A 15,053-nucleotide genomic window follows, 5' to 3' on the forward strand; every position below is an offset into this window, starting at 1 on the left:
GCGAGGGCGTGTTCAGGACTCCTGCGGGACGCTGGCCGGGTCTTGCGGAACGATCGCCACGCCGTCGCTGACGTGGACCAGCGTACGGCCACGGCCGCCGTCGAGCTCTACCCAGACGGCGGTGGCGTCGCCTGTCACCGCGTCCACCACGCCGGCTGACTCGTAGCCCGGCGTCAGCGTAAGGCTGACACGGTCGCCCTGCCGGAGCGAGCGCCAGTGGTGATCGGGCTCGATCCGCCGCAACGGGGCAGTGTTGAAGTCGTTGATCCTACGCTTGGCCATGATTTCCCTACACCTTCAACGAGCTAACGGGGTCCTTGGCTGGAAGCCTACGGACGCAAGGTGAACGCCGGTTGTATGGAGGCTGGGAAGTAGGTGACAGCCCGAAGCCTGCCAGACTGGAGTCATGACTGTCGTGATTGCCGGATGCGGCGACCTTGGTACGGAAGCCGGACTCCGCTTTGCCGCAGCGGGCCACGAAGTGGTGGGCCTGCGGCGGTCTCCGGAGAAATTGCCTGCCGAAATCCGCGGCGTGTATGCCGACCTCTCAAATGCAGTGCCGGAATTGCCCGCAGATGTGGACCTTGTTGTAGTGGCTGTTGCGGCCGATTCCTCCACCGAAGAGGCCTATCGTGCTGCGTACGTGAACGGCGTGAAGAACGTCCTGGACGCACTGGAACGGCAGTCCCTGGAGCCGCGGCGGATCCTGTTCGTTTCCTCCACGGCGGTGTACAAGGACTCCGGCGGGGCTGTGGTGGACGAGACGACGCCCACCGAACCCACGCGGTTCAGCGGAAAAGTCCTGGTCGAAGCCGAAGACCTGCTGTTCGCCCGAACGCTGGGGACCAACACCCAGCCGATCTCCTTGCGGCTCGGCGGTATCTACGGCCCGGGGCGCACGCGGTTGATCGACCAAGTCCGGAGCGGCCAAGCCGTCATTCCCGCCCAAACCCGGCACACCAACCGTGTCCACCGGGACGATGCGGCCGCCATGATCGTCCACCTCACCACCATGGACCAAGACCCGGAGCCCGTGTACGTCGGCGTTGACGATCACGCCGTTGAAATGGGCGAGGTCATGCGGTTCCTCGCCTCCGAGCTGGGATGCCCTGAACCCCCGACGGCGGCACCCGGCGGCGCGTCCGACGCCGGCCCCGGCGACAAACGCTGTTCCAACAAACGTCTCCGGGCGACCGGCTTCGAGTTCACGTTTCCCACGTACCAAGAGGGCTACCGGGCGCTGCTGGCCGGTGAGGGCGTCCGGCACCCGTGAGTCAGCCTTCCATCACTTAGTGGTTATCGGTTACTTAGTGGTTATCGGACGGCCTTGCCCGTGGTGGCGAGCAGGTCGTTGACAGTGCCGTAATCGAGGGCATCCGCCACGGTGCTGTAAGTCCCCACGGAATTCAGCTCTTCCGTTGCCCGCTTAACAACCGCGTAGGCAGCTTGGGCGATGCTCGAACCCAGGCTGACACGGGCCACTCCCAGTCTTCCCAACCCGGCGACACTGAGCGATCCAGAGCCCACCATGACGTTGACGGGGACTGATATGCCCGCGGTCAGTGCGGCAACAGTTTCCGCGTCGGCTGCTCCAGGAACAAAGATGCCATCGGCTCCTGCTTGCACGTACATGTCTGCCCTTGCCAGGACTTCGGCGACTTGCTGTTCAGAAGTGCCTGCTCCGGCCAGGAAAACATCAGTGCGCGCATTGATGAACAAATCCTGACCAGCCTCGCTGGCTGCTGTGCGCGCGGCTGAAATCCGGGCACAGAACTCTGCGGGCTCGCGGGAGCCGTCTTCCATGTTGATGCCCACCGCCCCGGCCCCAAGAATGTCGCGGACCGTTCTCCCTACGCCTTCCAGTGTGGTGGAGAAACCACCCTCAATGTCAGCCGTGACGGGCACCTTGACCGCGTTGACGATGCCTGCCACCACGGCCACGGCACGCTCCCGGTCCAGTCGGTCGCCGTCGGGCACACCCAAAGACCAGGCAACTCCTGCACTGGTGGTCGCTACAGCAGGTGCGCCCGCTGCCTCCGTGATGACGGCGCTGGCGACGTCCCAGGCGTTGCTGAGCGCCAGGGGCTTCCGGCTGGTGTGGAGGGATCTGAAGTAGGCTGCGGTTCGGTTCTGTTCCGGATTCATGGGTCCATTCCACCAGCCACCACGGTGGATGTCTGGCAGGAATCGGACATGACCAGGACCTGGCGAAACTAGACCCGCTGCTCCGTCAACTTCGCCTCGAGAACCTGGGCCACGCCGTCGTCGTCGAAGTGCGGTGCCTGCTGGCCGGCGGCCAGGATGGCTTCCGGGTGACCGCTGGCCATCGCATAACCATGGCCCGCCCAACGGAGCATCTCAATATCGTTGGGCATGTCCCCAAACGCCACCACATCGGCAGCCTCGATCCCCAGCGACCCGGCATACTTGGCGAGCGTGACGGCCTTGTTGATGCCGGGAACGGACATTTCCAACATCGCCGTCCGGGGTGCGGAGTGCGTTGTGGACACGAGGTGGGCTACGGCCGGCTGAACTTCGGCCAGGAAGTCATCCGGGGTACCTTTGCGGGTGATCGCCAGGAATTTCACGACGGCGTCATCCGCCGTGAGCGTCTCGGCAAGCGGTGCGGGTTTGAACTCAGCGAGGAGTTCGCTGGTTTCGTTCTCGATGAAGCCCGGTTCCAGCTGGAAGCCCGTCAGGGTCTCAACAGCGAACAGGGCATCCGGCCTGAGGGCCTTGATGATGCGGCGGGCTTCAAACACGGAGTCGGCGTCCAGAACGCAGGAGGACAGGGCTTTCTCGGTTTCGAGGTCCCACACCACTGCGCCGTTGGAACAGATCACGATTCCGCTGTGTCCCAGTTGCTCTTGGAGCGGATACAGCCAGCGCGGCGGACGCCCGGTGACAAAAACAAGTTCCACCCCTGCGTCGCGGCACGCCTGGAATGCCTTGATGGTCCTGTCGCTGATTTTTCCGTCGTGACCGAGGATGGTGCCGTCAATATCACTTGCTACGAGCCGCATCATGCCAGTCTACGTGGCTGCTGATCTGCCGGCGGCGGAGCCAAGTGATAGCGCAGCCCTGGAAGTGCCCCCTAGGGTGGGTTCATGAGCGAGAAGACCGGAACAACCAAAGAACACAGCACCCGCGGTGCGTACGTCACCGGCAGCGAGTTCACCCGGGACACCAACTACATCGAGGACCGCATCACCCGCGACGGCGCCTCAGGACCGAACGGTGAGCCCGGCTGGCCCGTAGAACCTGGACGCTATCGTCTGATTGCGGCACGTGCTTGCCCGTGGGCCAACCGCACTGTTATTGTCCGCCGGCTCCTTGGGCTGGAGGACGTCATCAGCCTCGGCCAGCCCGGGCCCACCCACGACGCCCGGTCCTGGACGTTCGACCTGGACCCTCACGGTAAAGATCCCGTTCTGGGCATCGAGCGGTTGCAGGAAGCGTTCTTCCGCCGGTTCCCGGACTATCCTCGCGGCATCACTGTTCCGGCCATCGTGGATGTTCCCAGCGGCGGAGTGGTGACCAACAACTTCCCCCAGATCACCCTGGACTTTTCCACGGAATGGACCGAATTCCACCGGCCCGGCGCCCCCGAACTCTATCCCGGGCACCTGCGCGAAGAAATCGATCAGGTCAACAAACGCGTGTTCACCGAGGTCAACAACGGCGTCTACAGGTGCGGCTTTGCCGGCTCACAGGAAGCCTACGATGCCGCCTACGTCCGCCTGTGGAACGCCTTGGACTGGCTCGAAGAGCGCCTCAGCGGCCAGAGGTACCTGGTAGGCGACACCATCACCGAGGCCGACGTCCGGCTCTTCACCACCTTGGCCCGCTTCGATGCCGTTTATCACGGACACTTCAAGTGCAACCGCAACAAGCTCAGCGAAATGCCCGCACTGTGGGGCTATGCCCGGGACTTGTTCCAAACGCCAGGGTTCGGCGACACCATCGACTTCGTGCAGATCAAGCAGCACTATTACATCGTCCACGAGGACATTAACCCCACGCAGATTGTCCCTGCAGGACCTGATCTTTCCGGGTGGCTGACAGCCCACGGGCGGGAATCGCTCGGCGGGAGACCGTTCGGCAACGGCACTCCCCCTGGACCGGTCAAGGCCGGCGAAGAAGTCGCCGCCGGACACGGGGCCGGCTAGACCCTAAGCAACGCCATGGTTGAGCTCGGCGCGGGTGGGCGGATTCGCGCCCGCCCGTGAGACCGTGACGGCCGCAGCGCGCGTTGCGTGATCAAGGATCGCGGCCAGTGTTTCGACAGGCATGGCCCTCAACTCGCCTCGGTTCTGCGCGCCATCCAGCCCATGGTCCACAATCGCGGACAAGAGCCCAGCCATGAAGGAATCCCCTGCACCGACGGTGTCCACAACATCCACACTTGGCGCGGGCACTTGGGTTTCTCCTGCCCGGGTAACACCCCAGGGACCGCGCGAACCGCGGGTCACCACCACCAAGGCCGGACCTTCCTCGCCGCCAAGGGAGAGCCAGCGGCGTGCGGATTCCGTCGGGTCAACGCCGGGGTACAGCCACTCAAGGTCCTCGTCCGAGGCCTTCACGACGTCGGACAGGGTCACGAAGCGCTCGGCCTGGGTTCGTGCGTACTCAACGTCAGTAATAATGCTGGGGCGACAGTTGGGGTCGAAGCTGATGGTGCTCCCCGGGTGCGCATGCTCGACGGCGGCCAGTACCTCCGCGGCGCCGGGCTCCAGGAACGTGGCAATGGAACCGGTGTGCAGCAACGTGGAGCCCTGCAGCATCAGCGGCAACCGTCCGGCGAGTCCGGGCAGTTCCCAGGTGAGATCGAAAACGTAGGTGGCGGCGCCGTCGTCGTCGATCCGGGCAGTGGCCACACTGGTTGGCTTCTCATCCGGTGGAAGCGGCACCATCACCGAGCTTGAGCGCAGGTGGGCAGCAACGGAATCACCGTAGGCGTCACGGCCATAACGGCCAATGAACTGCACCGGGTGATCCAGGCGCGCCAAACCGACGGCGACGTTCAACGGGCTTCCGCCAACGTGCGCCTCAATTCCCAAGGAGCGTTGAACGACGTCGACCAGGGCCTCACCAATGACTGTCAGCATGGGACCACTCTGCCAGAGGCGGGCCCCCGCGAACCACAGATTACGACAGCAGTCGTTGCACCAGTTCGCGGCACTTCTTGTAAGCCACGGCCTTGGGGTCGATAAGGTCGAAGTGGTCGCCGGGAACGCGGAGCAACTGGGCGGCGCTTCCGGCTGCCATCGCCGCAGCGACATATGCCTCGGACTGGCTGGCCGGAACGTCCTCGTCGTCCGTGGCGTGCACGGCATATACGGGAACGTCGAGCGGCAGGGAACTCATGGGGTCCGCGTACTTATGCCGTTTGGGGTATCTTGCGGAATCGCCGCCCATCAGGTTGCAGACTGCGCCGTTGCTGAGGTTCAGCTTCTCCGCGGCCGCAAGGTTGAGCAGGCCCGACTGGCTGACGACGCCGGTCAGATGCACCGCGTTGTCCTCGGGGCTGCGCTGGAGTTGCCGGTCGGCGTCGGGCGTCCCAATATCGGACAGCCGCTGGCGACCTGCAGCCCAAACGGCCAGGTGGCCTCCGGCCGAGTGGCCGAGCGCCACCACTTTGCCGAGCTGGAGGTCGTGCTGACCGGCGATTTCGGACAGATGGTCGATGCCGGCCAGGATGTCCTCGAAGGTATGGGGCCAGCCGCCGCCGTTTCCGGCCCGCCGGTACTCGAGGTTCCATGCGGTGATACCGTGCGCCGCAAGGTCGCGCGCCAGGGGCTCACCGAGCTCAGCGCCGTACTGTGAACGCCAGTAGCCGCCATGGATCACAACGGCGACTCCACCGGCCACAGCTGATGCGCCGCGATGGTTTCCGTTGTTCGGTTCAGGTATGAAGAGTTCGCCCCACTGACTGGGGTGTTCGCCGTAGCTGTACTTGTGCCGCAACATTGCGCCCTCCTTTGTACTGAGCCTATCGTGACGGTTCGGAAGTTTGGCTAGAGGCACCCCGACGGCGAGTGGCTCGGTTCAGTGTCGGACCCGCCCCGTAAGCTGGGGGCATGGCAAGCAATCCCCTGTAGGGGCGGGTTTGTCAGTAGGTTTTGTGGGCTTGAGTTCTAACTTTGTCAGTGGACATGGGTAACGTTCCAAGCAACACCGGGTCCACCTGGTACCCTGGATTGTTAGTTAGTTCTGGTGGAGGCCGAGATGATTCCAGTCGTTGACATATTTGCGGGCCCCGGCGGTCTAAATGAGGGTTTTTCAAGCGTTCGTGACCCCGAGACAAATGAGTACGTCTTCCAGACGGCGATTTCAATTGAGATGGAAGCCGCGGCTGTTAAAACGCTGACGCTCCGTGCCGCCTACAGGTACCTGCTCCGAAGCCCCACCGGGCTTCCGGAGGCCTACACCGACTTCCTCAACCAGCGCATCTCCCTGGATGCCTTGCTCTCGGACCCCGCGGTGGCAGATGCTTACCGACATGCAGAGGTTGAGGTCCAGCAGTTTGAATTGTCGATGGAGTCGCGTCCGGAATCAGACAAACTGATTTCAGCCGCGCTGGGAGAGAATATCGAGGATTGGGTACTCATCGGTGGACCACCCTGCCAGGCATACTCGCTAGCCGGTCGATCTCGTCGAACCAACGACAAGACCTTTCAGGATGACCATAAGCACTTCTTGTACCTTGAGTACTTGCACATCATTGAAAAGTTTCGTCCCAGCGTTTTCGTTATGGAAAACGTTAAGGGTCTTCTCTCTGCGGTCAATGGCGGGCGTCAGATGTTTGACCTAATACGTGGGGACCTGACTAACCCCGCACCGGGCTTGGAATACAATCTTTTCTCGATGGTCGAGGAAAGCGATATAGCCGAACTATCACCAAGCAGTTTCATCATAAAAGCTGAAGACTACGGGATACCTCAAAAGCGACATCGCGTCATCTTGGTTGGAATCCGTAAAGACAGCGGCTACGGGGCACCGAAGATTCTGACGAAAGAAACTCCTGTCACTGTAAAGGACGCTATTGGCAACCTTCCGAAAGTTCGCTCGACCGTGTCTCGGACGGTCGATCCCTTAGGTTTCAAGTGGGCTGATGTGCGTCGTTCGAGCGTGAGCCTTGCAAGAGCACTCACTCCAACGTTAGGATCCGATTTCGCGGAACTTACAACCCTCGAGCCCATGTCAAAAGGTGCGCCCGAGGGCCCTGGCGATCAAGTTCTGAATAAGGACTCAGCCAAGATCTTTCACGAATGGATCCAGCAGGATGCCGCTCCTTCAACTCTCCAGCATCACGCACGCGGTCATATGGAAAAGGATCTGGAACGCTACTTTCTGCTGGCCAGCAAGGCGCCGTCCTTTGAACGGAGCCCCAAGGTACGGGACCTGCCACGGCAGTTTTGGCCACTACACAAGAACGTAGACAGCGACTCTATGCCTTTCGAAGATAGGTTTCGGGTCCAGATCTGGGACAAGCCCTCAACGACTATCGTTTCCCACATTGCCAAGGACGGTCACTACTACATACATCCGGACCCGGAACAGATGCGCAGCTTCACGGTTCGCGAGGCAGCACGCCTTCAAACATTCCCCGACAACTACTTCTTCTGCGGAAACCGCACACAGCAATTCACCCAAGTAGGAAATGCTGTGCCACCGCTACTCGCGTTTAAGATCGGTCAGTCAATCGCTGAGCTAATGCGCGGCGAAGTTCCCACCCCCAAAACGGCGGCCATTGACTCCTGATACAGCGCATCCACAAATTCTTCTATCTGGGCAGCTGACATGACGTACACAGACTGAACCGCCATCCGTCGAAGCAGCCGCTTGTTCACATCCCGAAAGATCTCCATGCGCGGAATTGCCTCATCGTCGGAGACGTATCGAAGGTGCAGTCCACCGATTGCCCTTGCCAGCGGAGCGTAGCCGCCGATCCTGGGCCGCTCCAGAAGCTGAACAACTTCGTCTTCCCCAAGCCGGGCAGACACATCCTCACCAAGTAGCTGTATTCGCCACCACAAGCGTCCGATGGCGGTTCGCGTCAAATCGAACAAGCGGTCCACCGAGATGGTCCATCTACCCGAAATATCATCGAATCTGCCATACCTCCACAAAACTATGTCCGGCACGAGAATAGTATTGATGTAATTCCACACCTCAGTACTAGATGCATCCACAGGCATAATTGCCATTTGTTGGTGAACGACCGGCCCTACAGCTCGGTCGAATTCGGTGAGACGACGCCCACGAATGGATGATGGGTAGCCAAATTCGGAGGCGACATTAACAATCTTGGCGCGCAACGCGGAGAGATCGTCAGGGGTTGCTCGACGGCGGGCTAGGGGGTAAAACTCGCCGCTGGCGCCGTGGACATCAACCTCGGAAGCTATCACATGAAGAGGCTGTGTTTTCAGAGTCTCCCAGCGGAACGACGCCTCAGCCATGGACATGCGCGGGTAACAAAGCTGTGTAATGTCAGACATTCCTACGCGTCACCGACCTTAGCTTGGAGTTGAGCCTCCACCCGACCAGGATCGTCGTTGTAGCGGGCACGAACATATTCCACTGTTTCGCCCAGAAGACGCACTACGCCCGACAGCGCATGTCCAAGCGACGCCTCCGGATACCCTTCCGACAACGTCAACTCCTCATGATCTAGTGCTTCTCGAAGCAATTGCCGGGCAAAGTCAATCTTCAAGAACTTCAGCCAAGCTCCGGATTCGGGCGCGTCCGGGTTGTCAAGCATGGCTTGGACAGACGGATTCTCGATATTCATCCAAAGCCAGACTGCAGAAGCAGCAGAGGCGTGGAGGTCTTTGGTCATGAGCTTTAGCCACCACAATGACTCTTGGCTATTCTGCAGATCATATTCTGAGAAACGGACGGGCAGCATGGGGAGTCGTGGCGCCGTTCCCTCAAGAATTACACGCCGGTCCATTCGAAAGACCGTATGCCCTAGCTTATGGGGAGAAATAGCGTTGATCCCAGGATTCAGAGTTTGAGCGGATGAAATTTGGAACTCCAGACTCAACGTTCCGGCCAACTGCTCGGCGGGAAGAGATACGCTCAGTTGCTGGATTCCCGATCTGACTATCTCAACGCCCGATGTTTGCACTATGGGCGTGCCTGAACATCTAGCAATCAAAACGGCGCTCAAGGAGGCATCCTCCGGAAGATGGAGGCGGGATTGTGCATCAGCAAGATCGATGTCATATGAGCACGTCACGTGGACGTCGTCATAGTAGGTCCACCCCTCAGCAACCTCTTCTCCGGGCTCCAAGAGGGCGTCCCCTATGTGTATTGTCCACGAAAGTCGCGGTGAAGCCTCCACGGGGAGAGTCAAGTGACCGTAACTAACTGCCTGCATATGCAACCTCCTTCAACTGCGCCGAGGCCCGCATGGCCGCATCCTGGGGCTGTCTAAAGACGGCGACAAAGACCCGGTCTGTCGGCACTTCGATCCGCAAGGTGGGGTTGGGATCCAACCATCCATCGGCTTCCCAGCCCAGAAACGCCGGGGTATCTGCACTCGCAGGTACCGATCCTTCAGTAGCCCCCGACTCGGTGACAACGTGGGCCGAGACGTTGAGATCGACGAGATCACCATTCCGGCCACCGATGACATTGAAAGAGTAGCGGACAGCTATACCTTGGTCCGTGTACAACAATCCCGGTTCGGCAACTTGCTTGACCCTGGCCTTCCGCTGTCTACTGATGCCGGAACGGCTTTCACGCTCCGACTGCTGCTCTGCGCCGTTGCCGGTGAAACCAGAGAGCAAACTTCCTAAGGACGCAGACACCCTCGAAGCCCCCCTCGACGCAACCCCTCCGGATCCCCGAACACCCTCAACGGCCAAGGACTTGAATGTGTCCCGAATGCGGTCCAAGGCTATTTTCACGGGGTTGGCCGAGTTTTTTGAAACCGATGCCCTCTGGTAAACCCAGTCGTCATGCGTCACTGGCTCGGACTTGGCGAAGGTCTGGTCCAAGTCATGAGCGGCGATGAAAACCCCGTAAGTTGGAATACCCTTCGGTTGAGCCGCCACAGGCATGTACTTCACCACCATACGAGGTGCACGAAGTAGTGCCACAGTATTTTCGAGCTCCGACGAGGTCGATACAGGCGAGCTGCTCACCCGGTGGACCAACAGGCCCAAGAATTTGTGCGGACGCTTGCTCTCTATTCGCGTGAACGTTGTTTGCCAGTCAGGAGCGTATTCAGGATCCAGGATACGCTTTCTACCCTCAATGTAGGCAGATGCAAACTCTCGATACTCGCTGGAAAGAAGCGGGTTCGGCACTGGGAGTTCCGTGCCATCCGCTGTAAAGGAGAATAGAATGTTTGGCCCTTTGCCTGCGTCGATTGCGTGCGGCCATGCCCATTTCAAGGCGGCGGCGGCCATGGCTTGCACCCTATCCAGGCCAGCCTCGTAGCCTTCGTTTTCCGGGGCCAGGATCATAATGCTGGTCCCAGTGTTGTTTGCCTCCGGTACGGGCATGCCAAGGCTTAGGGCAAGCTCGCGAGCTGGTTCGCCAACCAATGGGTCCACGATCGCATCGTCGCCAAGCACACCCCACCAGTTCCTACCGGTGTATCGCAGGCCTTCGTCGTCGTAGTCGCCGTCCCCACCCGAGACTCCGATTATGCGGGGTTGGATCACACCCTCGTGAAACGTTTGTGAGTATATGACGCAAGTACCAACTTTACTGGCCTTATACAGGACTCCCTTTCCAAGCCCGTACGTGCCGCCTTGGAGCCCTTTGGCACTTGATCTACCCAAATTGCGCACGAAATCAACGAAGTCACGGCGTTCACCCGAACCTGCCAGGTGCCCCCGCACTGGGCCTCCCAGGCCCTTAGTCCCTGAGTCGGAAATGACCATTACTCGCAGACGCCGGTCGAATATATGTCGCCTGAGGTCGGTGCACTGGCAGTGCGGTGGTAACTCAGCAAAAATCTCATTGGTAAGCACATCTGTCTGGTCGACAGTCATGTTGTACTCATCGACTGCATAGGAGATCGGCCCGTTTACGTCCCTCCTTGCGTCCCAACTGTTCTGCAGGGACTCTCGAAGCACCAAATCCCACAGATCCAAGGAGGTCCGTCCGATCGCGTTCTCCGCGGACCGGGCGTCGACCCCGCCGTCAGCCCCATATGGTTGGCGGAATAATGACAGCATTACAGGCCTCCGACGGCATGAAACTGCAAGCGGGCTACGTCAAGGGGGTAGCTTTCGAGTTGGCCCAAATCAACTGCGTAACTAAGGTTCGACAGCTTCTCCAACACTTCGGGAGGGCACACTGTTTCTGCCGTGATCCGGGGAAACGCTGAATCTACCTTATAGGTCTTGTCCATCAGTGGAGAGAAACGTATCGAACGATAGATTTTTGAGTGAGCGTCGCTATATTTGGCGCCATCCAATTTGGCAAGCAGGTCCAAGCGGCCAACACCGAGGGCCAGCAAGTCACCAATCTTTTCAGGCACCGAGGTACCTTCCGGGCTGGGTTCCATCTGGAAGGCATGGACATAAAGGTCAGCATTTTCGGGGGCTAGAAGCTGCTTGCTGCCATGGACGGTGACCACCATATTGTTGTGGTTTGTAGTCGCCTTAACCTCGATCGAGCATTCAGACAATACGAAATCGTGGCGGTTCCCGTTCGGCCCCTGCCATGTGGCCAGCGCCTTAGGTCCGTGGGCGCTGACTAGTCTTTCGAGAACCGAGAGCTCCGCCAAGAGTCCTGCCAGCTGTGCAGGTCCTAGGATGCCTAGCCTATCTGATTCAAACAGGCGCCTCCATCGGTCCAAGGTTGAGAGCGTCGCCTTCAGGGCCTGAGCCGGCTCAAGTTCAATCGCATCAAGGACCTCGTCAGACAACAGCGCGAACTGGCTGTCCAGCTTGTCGTCAGTGCACTGCAAAATCAGAAATGGGCTTAGCTCGTTGTGGAACTCCAGCGACTTAAACTCCAGTGATAACGCCTTGGAATTCCAGTCCACAAACCCCACTTCGGAATTGCTCAACGGTACAAGTATTGTCAACCTGCCCATCGAGTCCACTGCGTGGAAGACTACTCCCTGGGAGCACTCAACGCCCGAGTCCCTTACACGGAACTTACCCTTTCCAGAAAGCTCCCGCGCCAAAAACTGATAAACGGAAGAAGAGGTCTCTTTCATGCCTGAGTAACTTCCTCGACCTTGGCCTTGGCCTCATCCATCTTGTCAGCTTCGTCGAACTCTCGTTCGGCGTCTTCCAAGTAGTCTGTATCGATCCGTGCGGAGACGTAGTCCACAGCTGATTGCGGATTCTGAGAGCGCGGGAACATGAGACTTATCGCGATGACATGGTCCGCCGCCCTCAGCGGGGTGCGGCGACCGGTATTTGTCTCATCATCGGCAGGGGCCAAGTCGGGGTCCGAATGCTTAGCGATCGGATAAATGCACAGCAGGCCCGTCCTCTGAAGTCCCCTCATTTCTCGTACCTGTATGAGCTGGGCATCGGTTACGCGTTCCCCCGTACCCAGACCCAAGGACTTCCGAATTGCTTCGATCTCTACGTCCAAGTCGGAGACCCGGTCTGGTGTCGAAGCCACTGCCTTCAGATTCGCCGTTCCATCACTGCCCGGAAGATACATCTTTTTACGACGCAGCATCTTAGTTGTCGCCCCTAGCCCGAGATCGAGTTCTGCATCCCTCCCACTTCGAGGCTCCATAAGAACGATGTTCCATCTCTCCAGCGCCCCGCTTCGCCGTTCCCGTTCGACGTACTTCCGAACGGCCTTCTTATCAATTGAGCGAGCGTCTTCGTGAAGTTGGTAGTCATCCAGGAACTTCAGTACGTGATCTGCAGACACACCCGTGAATCCACGGTTACCGTTGCCGAGAGATTGAACTTCATGCTCATCATCTAGTGCAGCCGAAACTAGAGCCCTTGTTGCGTTTATGTTCTTCCGCAACCATTCCTCATTGTGTTCCTTGAACAAGATCGTCTGCACACGGCTTCCCGAGTAACTTACCGAGGCACTAACTGCTTGACGCATCTTCGCCGCAGCTGTCACGGACATCTGCGGATGCGTGCGGATACGCACGGGCAGCTCCCGAGGGGTCTTGCCCTCCTTCTCATAGACGCTGATCTCTTCCCGTATCTCCGATTCCACCAAGGCCAGCATAAGAAACCAGCTTTGAAGTTCGGATGACATCCAGATGCGGATAAAGTCCTCGTACCCAACCCTGTAGCCAAACCATCGACCCATCTGAAGGAGAGTGTCGTAAGCCGACGAGGCCCTTACGAAGTAGCTTGAAATGAGCCCTTCCAAGGTCAGGCCTCGGGACAGGGTATTTCCCCCGACAACGATCACGGTCTGGGGCTTGTCCTTGGCGTAGTAAAGCCTGTCCTCAGAAAGGTAGTTGTCCACAACAATGGTCGTAGCCTGGGCAGTAGCGAGCAGCTCATCTTCTATATCGCTATATAGGACAGGTTCGTGCCCGAACATGTCTGCAGGGACTACACCGGTTTCGGATTCCCAAAGCTCTCGGAACTCGCTGAAGGCTGAGGTCGATTCGTTGACCATGGCACTCCGAAGACCGTTCAAGCAGTCCTCAACAGCCTCTGCCGTGCGCATGTGCGCTGCAGCCAGCATGGACGTGTGGATCAGCATTGACGAGTGAGAAATTTTCCCACTGCGAATCCGCCGTGCTGCCGTCGCCAGGAGAAACCACATGATGGCCGTCCGCATGGATTCCGGCACCTCGGGGACCCAAACTTCGAGCGCTTCCCGCCCCTTAGGGGGTCGAACGATGTCGACTTCGACCTCGGGGATCGTACGAACAACATCCAACCCGTCGTCGGGGTCTTGGCCATCTGCAGGGGGCTCAGGGCTACCGAAAATCCTCTCCGCACCGAAGTAGTTTTCAGGCTTGGGGAGGTCGATTATGAAGTCCTTTGGGTACAGGTCCTTCTCAAAGTTCGGATCAATGAGAAAATTGGCGAAAGGGGTCGCCGTGTACGCGATATAGGCAGCCTTCGGATTGTCCAGGATCTCGCGGATCAACCGATTGATTGTTGACTGTCGCTTGGTACCCACGTCGATGGATGCTTGATCGGCCTCGTCGTCGATTACCAGAATTGGGCAGGCAGCACGTGTTGTAGCCGAAGCGGTGCTGATCCAGTCACGGAGACGCCGCAGCCTGGCAGGATTCTTCTTCACCACCGCAATCGAACGCATGCCTACAGCTCCGAGCACTGCATCCGAACCGGTGGTCTCGCAAAAGTCATGGACAGCTGTTGTCAACGGATGCCACGTTGGACCACAAGGCTTAACCAGATAGTCGTCGATCCGTTCCTGCGTTTGAGTGCGCAAGTTTTCCGTGGTCCCGGTCAAGACAACAATCAGCCGGTACCCCACATCGGCCGCCTTAGCGATTACCGACATGAAGTTCGTGGTCTTACCGCTTTGAACATACCCAAGGACCAAGCCGCGCGATTCGATGGGCGATTGGCCGGGGGGCTTACTCAGCCCTATGACTCTTGACGATGCTCGGTCTATGCCATCAACCGCTGATTCCGGCAGCTCGCCGTCGAGGATGGTCTTAAGAGTCGGCCAGATCTTGTCCTCTTCGCGCGGTCCGGAGTACCAAAACCCCGTCCTGGCTTCCGCTTCGACAAGCGCTCCAGGGTCCGATATCTCGGCTATCAGCCCCTTCCTCTTTTCATAGAGCGAGCGAGCTTGAAACACCAGTTCGTCCGGTGCGTAGCTCAGCGCGTTCTGCGCACCCTCCAAGGTGAAACCACCGGCCACCAAGCCGGCAATTGTGTCCGCCATTTTCGCGACTTCCGCGTCGGAAAAGCCTTTGTCCGCCATCACTGCCCCCATGTTTCGTGCCACTCATAGTCAACCTCGGATAATTATCCATTTCCGATGCTAGCTTCATCCGATGACAATATTGACTGTCGAGCTGTTCGCGACACCGGGACGCGGCGGAAAGGCTAGAGGCACCCCGACGGCGGGTGGCTCGGTTCAGTGTCGGACCCGCCCCGTAA

Annotated in this window: 13 protein-coding genes; 3 read left to right on the forward strand and 10 right to left on the reverse strand. The window is 59.1% G+C overall.

Annotation, left to right across the window (positions count from 1 at the left end; genetic code table 11):
• Positions 1 to 12: 12 nt before the first annotated feature.
• On the reverse strand, positions 13 to 282 hold the full coding sequence (locus tag QF015_RS19605; RefSeq protein WP_429390487.1) for a hypothetical protein: 270 nt from the start codon (positions 280 to 282) through the stop codon (positions 13 to 15).
• Positions 283 to 406: 124 nt separating this feature from the next.
• Between QF015_RS19605 and QF015_RS19610 the strand changes: the two genes are divergently transcribed.
• Positions 407 to 1,273, forward strand: a complete 867-nt coding sequence (locus QF015_RS19610; protein WP_429390488.1) for an SDR family oxidoreductase — start codon at positions 407 to 409, stop codon at positions 1,271 to 1,273.
• A 41-nt stretch (positions 1,274 to 1,314) separates the two neighbouring features.
• Here QF015_RS19610 and QF015_RS19615 read toward each other — a convergent pair whose 3' ends face one another.
• Positions 1,315 to 2,145, reverse strand: coding sequence for an isocitrate lyase/PEP mutase family protein (locus QF015_RS19615; RefSeq protein WP_429390489.1), 831 nt, complete (start codon positions 2,143 to 2,145; stop codon positions 1,315 to 1,317).
• A gap of 68 nt (positions 2,146 to 2,213) precedes the next feature.
• Positions 2,214 to 3,023: an HAD family hydrolase gene (locus QF015_RS19620; RefSeq protein WP_429390490.1), complete on the reverse strand. Its 810-nt coding sequence runs from the start codon at positions 3,021 to 3,023 to the stop codon at positions 2,214 to 2,216.
• A gap of 84 nt (positions 3,024 to 3,107) precedes the next feature.
• On the opposite strand from QF015_RS19620, the gene QF015_RS19625 reads away from it, so the two are divergent.
• Positions 3,108 to 4,169, forward strand: a complete 1,062-nt coding sequence (locus QF015_RS19625) for a glutathione S-transferase family protein (RefSeq protein ID WP_310208344.1) — start codon at positions 3,108 to 3,110, stop codon at positions 4,167 to 4,169.
• 3 nt (positions 4,170 to 4,172) lie between these two features.
• On the opposite strand, the gene QF015_RS19630 is transcribed toward QF015_RS19625, so the two are convergent.
• Together QF015_RS19630 and QF015_RS19635 are read right to left on the reverse strand one after the other, a co-directional pair.
• Positions 4,173 to 5,108, reverse strand: coding sequence for a carbohydrate kinase family protein (locus QF015_RS19630; protein ID WP_310208341.1), 936 nt, complete (start codon positions 5,106 to 5,108; stop codon positions 4,173 to 4,175).
• Between the two features lie 40 nt (positions 5,109 to 5,148).
• The gene (locus QF015_RS19635; RefSeq protein WP_310208338.1) at positions 5,149 to 5,970 is read right to left on the reverse strand and encodes an alpha/beta hydrolase; all 822 of its coding nucleotides are present in this window, start codon (positions 5,968 to 5,970) and stop codon (positions 5,149 to 5,151) included.
• A 246-nt stretch (positions 5,971 to 6,216) separates the two neighbouring features.
• Here QF015_RS19635 and QF015_RS19640 point away from each other — a divergent pair, with 246 nt between their 5' ends.
• Entirely contained in the window at positions 6,217 to 7,764 is a 1,548-nt protein-coding gene (locus tag QF015_RS19640; RefSeq protein ID WP_429390491.1) for a DNA cytosine methyltransferase, read from the forward strand.
• On the opposite strand, the gene QF015_RS19645 is transcribed toward QF015_RS19640, so the two are convergent.
• The 5 genes from QF015_RS19645 to QF015_RS19665 form a co-directional block, all read right to left on the reverse strand.
• Complete coding sequence (locus QF015_RS19645) at positions 7,698 to 8,501, reverse strand: DUF6339 family protein (RefSeq protein ID WP_429390492.1); 804 nt, start codon at positions 8,499 to 8,501, stop codon at positions 7,698 to 7,700. The two genes, QF015_RS19640 and QF015_RS19645, sit on opposite strands and share 67 nt — an antisense overlap.
• A 2-nt stretch (positions 8,502 to 8,503) precedes the next feature.
• Positions 8,504 to 9,175, reverse strand: coding sequence for a hypothetical protein (locus QF015_RS19650; protein ID WP_429390493.1), 672 nt, complete (start codon positions 9,173 to 9,175; stop codon positions 8,504 to 8,506).
• A 196-nt stretch (positions 9,176 to 9,371) separates the two neighbouring features.
• Positions 9,372 to 11,012 carry a hypothetical protein gene (locus QF015_RS19655; protein WP_429390494.1) on the reverse strand — a complete coding sequence of 547 codons (1,641 nt, stop codon included), beginning with the start codon at positions 11,010 to 11,012 and terminating at the stop codon, positions 9,372 to 9,374.
• Between the two features lie 185 nt (positions 11,013 to 11,197).
• The gene (locus QF015_RS19660; protein WP_429390495.1) at positions 11,198 to 12,190 is read right to left on the reverse strand and encodes a PD-(D/E)XK motif protein; all 993 of its coding nucleotides are present in this window, start codon (positions 12,188 to 12,190) and stop codon (positions 11,198 to 11,200) included.
• Positions 12,187 to 14,898 carry a Z1 domain-containing protein gene (locus QF015_RS19665; protein WP_429390496.1) on the reverse strand — a complete coding sequence of 904 codons (2,712 nt, stop codon included), beginning with the start codon at positions 14,896 to 14,898 and terminating at the stop codon, positions 12,187 to 12,189. Before QF015_RS19665 ends, QF015_RS19660 begins: the two co-directional genes overlap by 4 nt.
• Between the last annotated feature and the right edge of the window lie 155 nt (positions 14,899 to 15,053).

Origin of the sequence: Paenarthrobacter sp. TE4293 (assembly GCF_050435325.1) — a bacterium.
Taxonomy (GTDB): Bacteria; Actinomycetota; Actinomycetes; order Actinomycetales; family Micrococcaceae; genus Arthrobacter; species Arthrobacter nitroguajacolicus_C.

Bases quoted from the DNA above. Each gene is read 5' to 3' on its own strand.
- QF015_RS19605 (WP_429390487.1), bottom strand. From the start codon at position 282: ATGGCCAAGCGTAGGATCAACGACTTCAACACTGCCCCGTTGCGGCGG.
- QF015_RS19610 (WP_429390488.1), top strand. From the start codon at position 407: ATGACTGTCGTGATTGCCGGATGCGGCGACCTTGGTACGGAAGCCGGA.
- QF015_RS19615 (WP_429390489.1), bottom strand. From the start codon at position 2,145: ATGAATCCGGAACAGAACCGAACCGCAGCCTACTTCAGATCCCTCCAC.
- QF015_RS19620 (WP_429390490.1), bottom strand. From the start codon at position 3,023: ATGCGGCTCGTAGCAAGTGATATTGACGGCACCATCCTCGGTCACGAC.
- QF015_RS19625 (WP_310208344.1), top strand. From the start codon at position 3,108: ATGAGCGAGAAGACCGGAACAACCAAAGAACACAGCACCCGCGGTGCG.
- QF015_RS19630 (WP_310208341.1), bottom strand. From the start codon at position 5,108: ATGCTGACAGTCATTGGTGAGGCCCTGGTCGACGTCGTTCAACGCTCC.
- QF015_RS19635 (WP_310208338.1), bottom strand. From the start codon at position 5,970: ATGTTGCGGCACAAGTACAGCTACGGCGAACACCCCAGTCAGTGGGGC.
- QF015_RS19645 (WP_429390492.1), bottom strand. From the start codon at position 8,501: ATGTCTGACATTACACAGCTTTGTTACCCGCGCATGTCCATGGCTGAG.
- QF015_RS19655 (WP_429390494.1), bottom strand. From the start codon at position 11,012: ATGACTGTCGACCAGACAGATGTGCTTACCAATGAGATTTTTGCTGAG.
- QF015_RS19660 (WP_429390495.1), bottom strand. From the start codon at position 12,190: ATGAAAGAGACCTCTTCTTCCGTTTATCAGTTTTTGGCGCGGGAGCTT.